Here is a 12,501-nt window from a genome sequence, read left to right as displayed (position 1 = left end):
AGCCACCCCCACCCCTCATCTCATCGCTGCGGCGCTCTGGTCGCCCCGCAATTGCGGCGCCCACGCCCCCGCGTCGACCGCGGCCGCCTCCTGCTCCACGACGTCGGCCAGCCGCCGGGCCCACGCTCCCACCCCGGCCAGATCGATGCCGTACGGGTGCGGCCGTCCGCTCCCTGCGCCCCACTCCTCCACGGCACCGGCGCCGCGCCGCAACAGCCGTGCCCCGCCCTTGGCGTTCCCACGCGCCGAGTGCGTGAGCCCCACCGCGAGCTGGGCGAGGCCACGCCACAGCGCGCGCTCCTCGTCGGGCCCGGACTTCCACGCGTCCTCGAAGACCTCGTGCGCATGGAAGGGCTTCCCCGCGTCCAGCAGCGCCTGCGCCTCGACGACCGTCTCCTGGGGGTCCCGCACGACCCCTTCGGGCTGCCGCTCCACACCCGGCGCCCCGTACGGCAACGGGCGCCCCAGCCCGTCCCGGGGCCGCGCGCTCCGCGCCCGCCCCTCCTCGTCCCGGTCCCGCTCCGGCCCCGTCCCGTCCTCCGCTGTCCCGCTCATGCCTCGATTGTCCCCCGCCCCTCACCGGCTGCGGGGGAGGGGCCGACGTACGGTAAAGTTCTCAGTGCGCGATCACGCGGTTCCCCGCGGAAAGCGCACCGGGACGTGGCGCAGCTTGGTAGCGCACTTGACTGGGGGTCAAGGGGTCGCAGGTTCAAATCCTGTCGTCCCGACTTGAGAGAGTCGGAGATCAAGGGGCTGTTTCGGATAACTCCGGAACAGCCCCTTGATCATTCTTGGGCCACCTTCCCCCGGCAACCGTCTCCACCAGGCCGTTCGTCAGACGATGATCTTGAGAACCCTGGCTCTCGTCTCTGGACACCCTTGCGAATCGACCCTCTAGGATGTCGGCCGCACGTCACGTCACATGCGGGATGACGTCCGGTCCGTCCGGCGGTGTCCGGGTAGCGGTGTCTACGGGGGAGAATTTCGGTGTTCGGAATCATCAGGCCATGCCGTCATCGCCTGGGCGAGGGCATGCGCACCGAGTGGATGGCGCATCTGTGTGGGCTGTGCCTGGCGCTGCGCGGAGAGTACGGGCAGTTCGCGCGGGTGGCCACCAACTACGACGGTCTGATCGTCTCGGTGCTGACCGAGGCGCAGTCGGAGCGCACCGGCGACTGGCGGCGCGACGCCGGTCCGTGCCCGCTGCGCGGGATGCGGTCGGCGGACGTGGCGCAGGGCGAGGGCGCGCGGCTGGCGGCGACGGTGTCGTTGGTGCTCGCGGCGGCGAAGATACGTGACCATGTGGCCGACGGCGACGGCCTGTTGGGGCGCCGCCCGGTGACACTGGCGGCACGCCGCATCGCCCAGGGCTGGGACCGGGCGGGCGCCGCGGGCGGCGAACGGCTCGGCTTCGACACCGCGGTACTGCTCGGCGCGGTCGAACGCCAGTCGGAGATCGAGCGGTCGACCGGCCCCGGCGGTTCGCTGCTGACGGTCACGGAGCCCACGGAGACGGCGACCGCCGCGGCCTTCGCCCACACCGCGGTGCTCGCCGGCCGTCCGGGCAACGCCGGACCGCTGTCGGAGGCCGGCCGCCTGTTCGGCCGCCTGGCACACCTGCTGGACGCGGTGGAGGACCTCGACGCCGACGAGGCGTCCGGCGCGTGGAACCCGATCGCCGTGACCGGCGCGGACCGCGCCGAGGTGCGTCGGCTCTGCGACGACGCCGTCCACGGGATCCGACTCGCCCTGTCCGACGCCGAGTTCGTCGACGGCCGGTTGGCCCAGGCGCTTCTGGGCGAGGAGTTGCAGCGCGCCGTCGACCGTGTCTTCGACCCCCGGCACCGCCACCACCAGCGCCGCCACCAGGGAGGGGGCCCGCGCATGCTGCCCTGGCTGGGACGCCGAAAGACGACGGAGCCGTCCTCGGAGACCGCCACGGACACGACCTGCGGCGTCGGGGCGCTCGCGGGCGCGGCCCCGGAGAGCGCCGCGATGGCGTCGGGTCGGCCACGGGAGGGGGAGTGCCGGCGCTGTGGCCGCTGGCGCCAGTTGTGCGGCCGGTGCGGGCTGTGCTCCAGCTGCTGCACCTGCGACGAGGACGGTGGCCCGGATGAGGGGGAGCCCTGGCAGTTCGGCGAGGGGAACCGCGGCGGCGGCTCGGGCCAGAACGGCTCCGGGGGTGACGGCCGGTTCGGAGGTTCGGGCAGCGGCAACTCTGGCGGATCCTCCGGTGGGTCTGGCGGGTCCGGCGGTTCCGGTGGTGGTTCGGGTGACGGCTGCGGCGGCGGTGGTGGCGGTGGCTGCTGCAATCCGTGCAAGTGCTGCTGCGACTGCTGCGACTGAACCGCTGACGACCGGGGCGAGCCCCTGGGGCATGGAGGGAGCCGGGCTCGGGGGCCGCTGTTCACGAAGAGTTTCGGGTGTCCGCGCGGACCATTGACGCGCAAGGGGTTCGATTCTACGGTCCAGGCCGACGACGCGACGGCCGTTCGAAGTGCCGAACGGCGCCCCCACTCAAGGAGCGTCCGCATGAGCCGAACTCCCCGCGCGCCCCGCCCGCCACGCGCGCTTCGAACATCTCGCGAACCTTACGCACCCCGCGCACCCCGCGTCTCCCCCTTGTCCCACGCACCCCGCAGGGCCGCGCTCATGACCATCCCGGCCGCGGTGTTGCTGGCCCTGACGCCCAGCACCGCCTCCGCCTACCCGAACCCCGGCACCGTCACCGGTTCGACCGTCGTCCACGACCCGACGATGGTCCGCACCTCCACCGGCCGTTACCTGCTCTACGCCACCGGGGGCGGGCTGTCGTACCGGACCTCGACCGACCGCGTCGCGTTCGGCGCCGGCGGCGACGCCTTCTCCAGCAGACCGAGCTGGTGGTCGTCGTACGGGACGACCGAGGCGTGGGCACCGGACCTCTCGTACCACGGCGGCAAGTACTTGATGTACTACTCCGTTTCGACCTTCGGGTCGAACACGTCGGCCATCGGGCTGGCCAGTTCGACGACGGGTCTCCCCGGATCCTGGACCGACCGGGGGATCGTCCACTCCTCCACCGCCTCCAGCGACCACAACGCCATCGACCCCAACCTCTTCGTCGACGACAACGGCACCTGGTGGCTGTCCTTCGGGAGCTGGTGGACGGGGCTGAAGATGATCCAGATCGACCCTTCCACCGGGAAACAGCTCTCCGGCAACACCACCCGGTACTCCCTCGCCTCCCGCCCCACCGGGACCAAGGCCGTCGAAGCACCCTTCGTCGTCGAACGGGGTGGCTTCTACTACCTCTTCGCCTCCTACGACACCTGCTGCGCCGGCACCGGCTCCACCTACAAGGTCAAGGTCGGCCGTGCCACCAGTGTCACCGGGCCGTACCGCGACAAGAACGGCGTCGCGCTGATGGACAACGGTGGGACGCCCGTGCTGGAGTCGCACGGCCGGTACATCGGCCCCGGAGGACAGTCGATTCTGCAGGACACCGACGGTGACCTGATCGTCTACCACTACTACGACGGCAACGACGACGGCAGGCCCAGACTCGGCATCAACCTCCTGAACTGGAGCAGCGGTTGGCCGGTCGCCTACTGAACGAGACTGTCGTGTCGACCGTGCCGACGGCGCATCTCGTGCACATGGCGGCCCAGCAGCGGGCCGCCGAACACCACGAAGCCGACGCCGATGAGCCAGGACTGGATGATCAGAACGGTGCCGACCGCCCCGTAGGTGATCGCGTTGCTCACGATCAGTGGTGAGAACACCTGGTCCGAGAACCAGCGCAGGCCACCCAGGCCCGCCATCGTGGCCACCGCGCCCGGGAGCAGGGCGCCCCACGGCACCCGTTCGCCCAGCAGGAAGTGCTGGCCCCACCAGAAGAACAGCACCCCGAGCAGCGAGACGAGCACGATCCGCACGGCCGACTGTGCCAGCCCGTCCCGCAGTACCGCCCCGCTCCGTGTCTCGGCCAACAGGTATCCCGTGAGCGCGGCGAGCCACACGACGCGGCGCCACACATGGTGCCAGGGGCCGGCGGGCACCTCCCAGATCCTCTCGTAGCCGTTCTGCACACTCGCGGCGAAGCTGACGCCGAACAGCGCGACGAGCAGCCCACTGAGGACGCTCGTCGCGCTCAGCACCCTGCGAGGCGTGGCGAACAGCTCGATCACCGCGTCGGCCGGACGCCCGGACAGGCTCATCGCGTCGATCACCCACAGGGCGAAGCCCCGATCCTGGAAGGGGAGCGCCGCCGCCACGACGATCAGCAGGGGGACCAGCGTCACGAGGCCGAACGCGGAGAACCCCATGGCCCGGTGCAGCAGTTCCAGTTCCTGCCCGTGCTGCCAGAGCCGTCCGACGGCCGAGGCGTGCCACCGTGCGCGCAGTCGATGGTGGTGCGGCCGCCCCTGCGGTCGATGGTGGTGCGGCTGCGGTTCCCGCGCGGCGCCGGAGCCGGAGGGGTCCGTCACGTGTGCATCACTTCCCGGCGCTCCCGGAGGGGCGGGACGGGGCCATGGCCCAGCGGATGGTCCGCGTCACGGCCTGGCCGGTGGGGCGTACGGCGAGGTTCTCGACGACCGGCACGCGGGGCAGCCACAGCATGCCGCGGGCCCAGGGCGGCAGCAGCGCGACGGCGTTCACGGCCAGGGCGCCGTAGAAGGGCCGTACCGCGAGGGGCAGGGGAGGCTGGAACAGCAGGAAGCGGGCGGCGGCCCTGGCCTCGGGCGTGGCCCGCAGCTCAGGCCGGTAGGCGGACACGCGCTCGGACAGTTCGCGGCGGTCACGCGGCGGGTCGGTCACCCCCAGCGCCTCCGCGACGCGAGCGGTGTCGGCGACATAGGCGTCGTAGCCGTCGGCGCCCAGTGGGCGGGCTCCGTAGCGTTCGTGGGCGCGCAGGAAGCTGTCCGTCTCGGCGGCGTGCACCCAGCCGAGCAGATGAGGATCGGCCGCGTGATAGGACACCCCCTCGCCCGTCGTCCCCCGGATCCGCTCGTGGATGCCGCGGACGCGATCGACCGCACGCTGGGCGTCCACGGCGGTGCCGTAGGTGGTCATGGCCAGGAAAGTGCTGGTGCGCTGCAGCCGGCCCCACGGGTCGCCGCGGTAGCCGGAGTGTCCGGCCACCGCCGCCATGGCGAGCGGGTGGAGGGACTGCAGCAGCAGTGCGCTCAACCCGCCGATGAACATCGAGGCGTCACCGTGCACCGTGCGGATCGGGCGGTCGGGCCCGAACCAGCGCGGTCCGGGGGTGTCGTGTATGCGGGCCCGTACCGCCGGTCCGTCGGGCCCGGCGACACGGCGGAACAGGGCCTGGCTCAGTTGGTCACGGACTACGGTCAGCACGCTCGGCCTCCCCTCTCCTCCTGCCCAGTGTCCGACATACCCTCCTGAAACAGGGCATAACAGCGTGTTCTGTCGACATGTGGGCGAGTGTCGGGCGGGGGAGGCGGCTGCTGGGGCAAAGGGGGCACGAATGCCTACGTCGGCGACGTACCCCGCTGGTCAGGTCCGCCGGCACGACCGGCAGCACGACCGGGTCGGGCGATCCGCTCGGTCGGCGGGTACGGGGTCAGAACCAGTGCAGGCAGTGCGGGGAGCGGTCGGCGCGGAACAGGGTGTCGGCGAGGGCGGCCGCACCCGGACGGTGCGCCTGGACGTGCCCGGCACGTACGAGCGTGCTCGGGGCCGTGCCGCCGAGGTAGACCGAGCCCAGATCGCGCACGTCCAGGGACAGGTCGGGCGCCCGGTCCGTCGGGGCGCAGTCGGCCTTGCCGTCCCGGACGGTCAACAGGTAGCGGTCGTGCTCGCCGAGGAACGGGTCGTCGACGTCGAGGACGAGTTCGCCGTCCGCGAACCAGCCGCGCGCGGTCAGCGCCCGCGGGACGTCCAGCAGCCGCACCCAGAGCCAGTCCATGTCGCCGCTCACCTCGCCGGCGCGGAAGTCCGTGAGCTGCCAGCGCAGCGGGTGCTGGGGCGGGACGTGGTTGATCACGATCCGTGAGACCAGGTCGTGGCCGAGGACGTACCGGGTCAGGGCCGTGAAGACCGCGTCGTCGGCGGCGATGGTCTCGTCGACCGTCAAGGTGCCGGCGTCGACCGAGTAGCTGGCGTACCCGTTCGGGACACCGTCGGCGTTCCGGTGGACGGCCACATGGCGCGGCGCCGGAGAGATAGGGGGCTGCCCGGCTCGCAGGGCCCACCAGCGGTGCGGCCGGGACAGAGCGCCGGGCTGGGTGCGGCGGTACCGGTCATAGACCTCTTCCAGGATCTCGCCGCACTCGGAACGACGCAACACCTCGACCGGGCTGCTGTCCGGGCTGCCGTCCGGGCCGCTCGCTGGTACACCGGCTCTGTCCGGGCCGCTCGCTGGTACGCCGGCTCTGCCGTGCGCCCGGGGGAGAGTGAGCGCGGCCCGGTGGCGCTGCACCGTCACCCGTTGCGTGTAGGTCGCCGGTCCGTAGCCGAACCTGCCGTAGATCGGGGCCTCGGAAGCCAGCAGCACGGAGAGGAGATCTCCGCCGGCGCGCAACTCGGTGAGCTGATGCCTCATCATGGCGCTGAGCACGCCCTGGCGCCGGTGCGAGGGCAGGACACCGACGGCGGTGACCCCGGGGGCGGGGACCACGGTTCCACCGGGCAGGGTGAGCTCGAAGGAGTGTGTGGCGGCAGTGCCGACCGGCCGCCCGTCCGCCGTCAGGGCGAGCAGGCAGCGGTCCGTTTCGAGCGCCGACCACCAGAGCCCGCCGCCCTCGACCGGGGTTTCCGGGAAGCGGCCGAACGCGGCATGGACCGTGTCGACGAAGACGTCGAGATCCTTGTCGGTCGTGGGACGTATCTCCATCGCTGCCGCTGCCTCCTCGGGATACCGGCACCACTACCGGTGGTGTCCGGCCCCAGTGCAGCCTCGGCCCCGTGGCCTGGTCAAACGAATTAGCGCTCGGCGCGGGCGCCTCCCACGGGTCCCGACCGCCCGCGGCCGGTCACAGCGCGCACGGCCCGGTCCACGGCCCGGCGTGACTGGCGGTGGAGTTGAACGCGTGGACACGGTCAGACCTCTCAGGGGCAGGAGCTACTGTCACGCGCATGGTCGAACACGATGCTCTCCGTGCCACCCGCGAGGCCTACGACGCGGCCGCCGTCACCTACGCCCAGCTGTTCCGTGACTCACTGCGCGATCTCCCCCTGGACCGCGCGATGTTGCGTGCCTTCGCCGACACGGTCCGCACGACGGGGGACGGCCGGGTCGCGGACCTGGGGTGCGGGCCCGGCCATGTCACCGTCCACCTGGGCGAGTTGGGGCTGGCGGCGTTCGGGATCGACGCCTCTCCCACGATGATCGAGTTGGCTCGGCAGGCTCATCCGGGGCTGCGCTTCGAGGTGGGCTCGATGACCGCGTTGGACATCCGCGACGGCGAGCTCGACGGCGTACTCGCCCGGTGGTCCGTCATCCACACTCCGCCCCGGGAACTCCCCGTCATCCTGGACGAGTTCCACCGGGTGCTGGCACCCGGCGGGCACCTCCTGATCGGCTTCTGGGCGACCGACGGCCCGGGCCGGCCGACGCTGGTCTTCGACCACGCCGTCGCGCCGGCCTACCGGTGGTCGCCCGACCATCTCGCCGCGCCGCTGCGCGAATCCGGCCTGGCCGAGACGGCCCGGCTGGTGCGCGAGCCGGAGCCCACCGACCGGCGGCAGTTCCAGGAGGTCCACCTGCTCGCCCGCAAGGCCCCGACACCACCTGCCTGACCGAACGGTGGGCCTCCGGAGAGGGGCCTGTGTTCGGCCGGATGCAGTCTGTGCACGGTGGGGCGAACCCCAGTAGTTTGTGCGACCGTCGCGTCCTGGGGGGTCTCGTGAACGGTCTCCGTGCGGTCATCGTCTGTCTTGTGCTCACGTGCGCCGCGGTGACGTCCCCGGCCGCCGTGGCCTCACCCGGCGCGGCCGAGACGCCGACCTCGACCGGTGACACCAGCGCGCCCACGGCCGCCAAGCCGACCTGGTCGGCCTTGGCGGTGCCGGCGGCGGCCCCACCGGTGACCGTGGCCGATCTCGCCGCCCGGGGCGCGCGCGAGGCATGGGCGACCGGCTCGGAACACTCCGCCGACGGACCGCGCCCCACGTTGCACCGGTGGGACGGCACGGCATGGAGCCGGGACACCACCTTCCCCGGCGCCGACGCATCGGGCCGGCTGGGCCAGGTGCGGTTCGTCGACGACGACCTGTGGATCCTCCACGTACGCGACGGGGCGGGGGAGATCCTGCGCCGGTCGGCGGCGGGCGCGTGGAGCGCCGTACCGCTGCCGCAGAATCTGCGGGTCCACCAGGACTTCACCGCCGTACCCGGCGCGGCGTGGGTGGTCGGTGAGGACGACTCAGGGCTGAAGGTGCTGCGGTACGACGGTGCCGGCTGGACCGCCCAGCCCACCCCGGACGGTGTGCTCTACCTGATGGGGATCACCGCGCGGAGGGCCGACGACGCCTGGGCCTGGGCGGACACGACCACCGGCACCACCGTCCTGCGCTGGGACGGCACGGCGTGGCGGGACGCGAACGTGCCGCTGCCGCCGGACAGCAACGTGCACACGATCCTGCCCGACCCGTCGGGGCGGGTCACGATCGGCGGCACCCGGTACACCGACGGTGTGGCCGCCACCTACCTGATGACGTTCGACGGACACACCTGGCGCACCACCCACCCACCGCTGGGCGACACCCACACCGGGGGCATGGTGCGCGGCCCGGACGGGGCGCTGTGGCTGCCCGTGCGCAGCGACCGCGCGTTCCAGTCGAAGTACGCGCGGGTGGAAGGCCGGCGCACCACCTACTCCTACGGCCCCGAGCGCACGAACGCGATCGACGTCAGACCGCGGGCCCTGGCGAAGGCCGGGCCCTCGCTGCTGGCCTTCGGGACCGTCGAGATCTACGGCTCCAAACCGAACCTGATGAGCGAGCGGCTGGGAGGCTGACCATGGCACGCCGACTTCTCGTCACGGCCCTCGCCGTCACCATGACCTTCCTGGCCCTGATGACCGGGGCCGCCGCGGGCACCCTGTCCTGGCGACACGTTCCGGTCCCGCCGCAGGTGCGCCCGCAGGCCGGGCTGAACGAGGCCGTGGCGCTCGGGCCGGACGAGGCCTGGGCGGTCGGCGCCGACGCCGTCGGACGCGAGGCGCCGGGCTTCCCACTGGTCCTGCGCTGGGACGGAACCGCGTGGCAGCGCCACACGCTGCCCGGAGTCGGGTGGCAGGGAGAGCTGCTCTCGATCGCCGCGACCTCGTCGACAGAGACCTGGGTGGTGGGCCGCGACTCCGCGGGCGGCGCCCGGCTGCTCCGCCACGACGGCACCGTCTGGCGCGAGAGCCGACCCCCGAGCGGTGTCGTCCTGGCCAAGGCCGTCGCCGGCGGCGGCGAGACCTGGCTGATCGGTTCCCGGGACGGCGCCCAGGTACTGCTGCGCCGGGACGGGCGCGACTGGCAGGAGGTGCCGGTACCGCCGGGAACGGTGTACGGCCTGCACATCCTGGCGGCCGACGACGTCTGGGCCGCGGGCGCCACCGGCTCGGGCGCGGCCGTGTCGCACTGGGACGGGCGGACGTGGCAGCAGACGATCGTGGACGGGTTCCCGCGCTCGGCTGTCGGCAGTGTGCTGGCGGTCTCGCCGACGGAGGTGTGGGCGGGCGGCACGGCCGGGTTCGTCGGCGGCCCCGTGGGCCGGCCGATTCCGCCACTGCTGGTCCGCTTCGACGGGCAGTCGTGGAACAGGGTGACCGTGCCCACCGACTTCGGCGGGATCACCTCACTCACGCCCACCACGTCCGGCGCGCTGGGCTGGGTCGCGGTCTCCCGTTCGCAGAAATGGGGCCCGCCGGGAAGCAATCCGCCGTTCGTCTCCGGCCCGGACTTCCTCGCCTGGAACGGTCAGGCCTTCACCGGGTACGACGAACCGGCGGTGGCGGGGGAGGGGGAGTCCTCGGTGCTGCGACTGGCGCCGGTGCCGGGCAGCGATTCGCTGTGGTCGGTCGGCCGGGCCGCGGGACCCGAGGGCACCTTCGCGCCACGCGTCCTGCGCTTCGGCTGACGGCGGAGGGCTGACGGCGGAGGGAGTCGGGAGGAGAGAGGAGGGCCAGGGGGACGAGAGCCGAAACCGAGACTCGTCGATCACACCCGAGCTCGGCCCGCCACGGGCTGCGGGACGAAGGAACGCAGCAGGTCCGCGCCGGGCCGGACCACGCCGTAGCTGCTCTCGGGGACCTCGTTCCAGGCGCCGGGCAGATCGCCCAGGGGCTCGGAGACGATGAGGCGGGTCTCGTCGGAGACCTCCCGCAGGAAGGTCAGATCGGGGTGGAGCGAGCGCAGCGTCTCCACGCGGGTGCTGTAGAACAGCGAGCGTGACGTCTTCTGGCTGGAGTAGCGGAAGGCCCACAGCGACTGGCCGTCCGTGACGGCCACCGTCATCTGCAGCGGGTGATCGACCCCGTGCTCGTGGCCGACCTGTTCCACCAGACCCGCCATCCGCGCGACGGCACCCGGAGGGTCCTCCTCCAGGCCGTAGGTCAGCGCCAGGTGGAACATCAGCTCGGAGTCGGTGGACCCCTCGATACCGGCGAAGAGCTCCGGGTCGACGGCCAGGGAGAGATCCCGCCGGACCAGATGGAAGTCGGCGATCGCACCGTTGTGCATCCACATCCAGCGGCCGTGCCGGAACGGATGGCTGTTGGTCTGCTGCACCGCCGTACCGGTCGAGGCCCGGATGTGGGCGAAGAACAGCGGGGAGCGGACGTGGTCGGCGATCTCCCGCAGGTTGCGGTTGCTCCATGCCGGACCGATGTCGCGGAAGACGGCCGGGGTCTCCAGACCCGGCGAGTACCAGCCGACGCCGAACCCGTCACCGTTGGTGGTCTCTACGCCCAGCCGTGAGTGCAGACTCTGGTCGATGAGGGAGTGCGCCGGCCTGTAGAGAATGGTGTCGAGCAGAATGGGCGTTCCCGAGTAGGCGAGCCACCGGCACATCGACCAACCACCTCCCGCAGAGCGGGCCGAACGGGCAACCAGCATTCCCATGGTCGTGCCGCCGTCCGTTGATCGCCACACGGCGATGTCCTCGGGCCGACGTACGCGGGGCGGTCCGCGAGCGGTCAGTTCCGATAGCCCCGCAGTTTCCGGTAGAGCGTGGCGCGGGCGATGCCCAGGGCCGCCGCCGTGCGGGCCTTGTTGCCGCCGTTGCGGCGCAGGGCCTCCAGGATGGCGGAGCGTTCGGCGTGCTCCATGGGGCTGAGGCGCCGGGCCGCCGGGCCCTCGCGGACGTGGTCCGGCAGTTCGGCCCGGCGGACGGGCCCCGACGCGCGCCGCTGTTCGGCCAACGCCCGGACGACGTGCACGAGTTCGGTGACGTTGCCGGGCCACGGATGCCGTTCCAGGGCGCGCAGGGCGTCCAGTGTCCAGGTGAGCGGGGGCTGCCCGGGCGCCGGCTTCGGAGCCAGGGCCGTCAGCAACTCCCTGATGTCCTCCGGGCGTTCACGCAAGGCGGGCAGACTGACCGAGCGGGCGCCCAGGGTGTCCAGGAGCCGCTGGAGACAGGGGCCCGGGGGAGCTCCGGGGGTGTAGGTGGCCAGCAGGGGGCTGCCCGGGTGTGTTTCGAGCAGTGAGTTGAGGGTCGCGGTGTCGGGCTGCGCGAGGCGCTCCACATGGCGGATGAGGAGCGCGTGCCCCTGCTTCAACGCCTCGACCACGGAACCGAGTTCGCCCTCCGCCGCGTCGGCGACCAGCAGCTCGGGGGCGAGTTCGTGGGCCAGCGCCGTCTTTCCGGTGCCCCGTTCGCCCACCAGCAGCAGTGGCTCCCGTGAGCGGGCCAGTTCCGTGGCGCGACCGACCGCGTGTCGCCACGGCACCGACTGCCCGGCCAGCGCCACGACACCCCGGTCGCCCCGCCCGCCCCGCCCGCGCCGCCCGACCGGCGCGACGGCGTCGGCGGGGAGCGGCTCCAGTACGACCACCGCGCCGATGACCGCCCCCCGGTGCGGGACCGGGGTGACCGTCGCGGCACACCGGACGTCCTCCGGGAGCCGGACCCGGTACGCGTCCGAGGCCGTGCCGCTACCGAGCAGAGCTTCGCCCTGCGCCGGTTCACCCACGGAGGGAGGTGCCGGGTCCGCCGTGTCGACCACCCGTGCCCGCACCCCCGTGGGGGCCGGTGCCGCCCGGCCCTCCACCTCCCGCAGCAGCGCGACCACACCTCGCTCCAGGGACTCCAGCCCTTCCGGTGACAACAGCCGCCCCGCGGCCTCGCTCACCAGCCGGTTGCGGCCGTAAGGCAGCACCAGGAGCGGGTGGCCGCCGAGGGCATCGACGTGGTCCGGGTGAGTTACCCCGATCTGATCGGTACCGACCGGGCCCGGGACGTGCTGCGGGACAAGTTGCCGAAGGCCTGCGAGCACGGGCTAGCCTTTTGCCGGGAGGACTAACAAACCTAACACCAGGGGAAATAAGTACACGAGACAGAAG

11 protein-coding genes and 1 tRNA gene are annotated in these 12,501 nt (G+C 72.5%); 6 read left to right on the top strand and 6 right to left on the bottom strand.

Going from position 1 to position 12,501, the window contains the following annotated elements; all coding sequences use genetic code 11:
* Window positions 1–15 precede the first annotated feature (15 nt).
* The gene (locus tag P1P70_RS30075; RefSeq protein ID WP_319243284.1) at window positions 16–555 is read right to left on the bottom strand and encodes a DUF309 domain-containing protein; all 540 of its coding nucleotides are present in this window, start codon (window positions 553–555) and stop codon (window positions 16–18) included.
* Between the two features lie 99 nt (window positions 556–654).
* Between P1P70_RS30075 and P1P70_RS30070 the strand changes: the two genes are divergently transcribed.
* The 3 genes from P1P70_RS30070 (at window position 655) to P1P70_RS30060 (ending at window position 3,594) form a co-directional block, all read left to right on the top strand.
* Window positions 655–728: transfer RNA gene (locus P1P70_RS30070), tRNA-Pro, on the top strand.
* A gap of 259 nt (window positions 729–987) precedes the next feature.
* Window positions 988–2,346 (top strand): DUF5685 family protein, encoded by a 1,359-nt coding sequence (locus P1P70_RS30065; RefSeq protein ID WP_319243282.1) that lies wholly within the window; start codon window positions 988–990, stop codon window positions 2,344–2,346.
* 306 nt (window positions 2,347–2,652) lie between these two features.
* The gene (locus tag P1P70_RS30060) at window positions 2,653–3,594 is read left to right on the top strand and encodes an arabinan endo-1,5-alpha-L-arabinosidase (protein ID WP_319243280.1); all 942 of its coding nucleotides are present in this window, start codon (window positions 2,653–2,655) and stop codon (window positions 3,592–3,594) included.
* On the opposite strand, the gene P1P70_RS30055 is transcribed toward P1P70_RS30060, so the two are convergent.
* The 3 genes from P1P70_RS30055 to P1P70_RS30045 all read right to left on the bottom strand — a co-directional run bounded on the left by P1P70_RS30055 (window position 3,588) and on the right by P1P70_RS30045 (window position 6,841).
* Window positions 3,588–4,469 carry a YhjD/YihY/BrkB family envelope integrity protein gene (locus P1P70_RS30055; RefSeq protein ID WP_319243278.1) on the bottom strand — a complete coding sequence of 294 codons (882 nt, stop codon included), beginning with the start codon at window positions 4,467–4,469 and terminating at the stop codon, window positions 3,588–3,590. The two genes, P1P70_RS30060 and P1P70_RS30055, sit on opposite strands and share 7 nt — an antisense overlap.
* Before the next feature lie 7 nt (window positions 4,470–4,476).
* Window positions 4,477–5,343 (bottom strand): oxygenase MpaB family protein, encoded by an 867-nt coding sequence (locus P1P70_RS30050; protein WP_319243275.1) that lies wholly within the window; start codon window positions 5,341–5,343, stop codon window positions 4,477–4,479.
* A gap of 226 nt (window positions 5,344–5,569) precedes the next feature.
* Window positions 5,570–6,841 carry a GNAT family N-acetyltransferase gene (locus tag P1P70_RS30045; protein WP_319243272.1) on the bottom strand — a complete coding sequence of 424 codons (1,272 nt, stop codon included), beginning with the start codon at window positions 6,839–6,841 and terminating at the stop codon, window positions 5,570–5,572.
* Between the two features lie 242 nt (window positions 6,842–7,083).
* On the opposite strand from P1P70_RS30045, the gene P1P70_RS30040 reads away from it, so the two are divergent.
* The 3 genes from P1P70_RS30040 to P1P70_RS30030 all read left to right on the top strand — a co-directional run bounded on the left by P1P70_RS30040 (window position 7,084) and on the right by P1P70_RS30030 (window position 10,078).
* Window positions 7,084–7,746, top strand: coding sequence for a class I SAM-dependent methyltransferase (locus P1P70_RS30040; protein WP_319243269.1), 663 nt, complete (start codon window positions 7,084–7,086; stop codon window positions 7,744–7,746).
* A 107-nt stretch (window positions 7,747–7,853) separates the two neighbouring features.
* A complete protein-coding gene (locus tag P1P70_RS30035) occupies window positions 7,854–8,966 on the top strand; it encodes a hypothetical protein (RefSeq protein ID WP_319243267.1) in 1,113 nt (370 codons plus the stop codon).
* A 2-nt stretch (window positions 8,967–8,968) separates the two neighbouring features.
* Window positions 8,969–10,078, top strand: coding sequence for a hypothetical protein (locus tag P1P70_RS30030; RefSeq protein WP_319243265.1), 1,110 nt, complete (start codon window positions 8,969–8,971; stop codon window positions 10,076–10,078).
* 80 nt (window positions 10,079–10,158) lie between these two features.
* Here P1P70_RS30030 and P1P70_RS30025 read toward each other — a convergent pair whose 3' ends face one another.
* Window positions 10,159–11,010, bottom strand: a complete 852-nt coding sequence (locus P1P70_RS30025; protein ID WP_319243262.1) for a class II glutamine amidotransferase — start codon at window positions 11,008–11,010, stop codon at window positions 10,159–10,161.
* 125 nt (window positions 11,011–11,135) lie between these two features.
* A complete protein-coding gene (locus P1P70_RS30020) occupies window positions 11,136–11,267 on the bottom strand; it encodes a helix-turn-helix domain-containing protein (protein WP_319243286.1) in 132 nt (43 codons plus the stop codon).
* Between the last annotated feature and the right edge of the window lie 1,234 nt (window positions 11,268–12,501).

This window comes from Streptomyces sp. MB09-02B (assembly GCF_033794485.1).
Taxonomy (GTDB): domain Bacteria; phylum Actinomycetota; class Actinomycetes; order Streptomycetales; family Streptomycetaceae; genus Streptomyces.
This window is presented reverse-complemented; position numbering and strand designations above follow the sequence as displayed.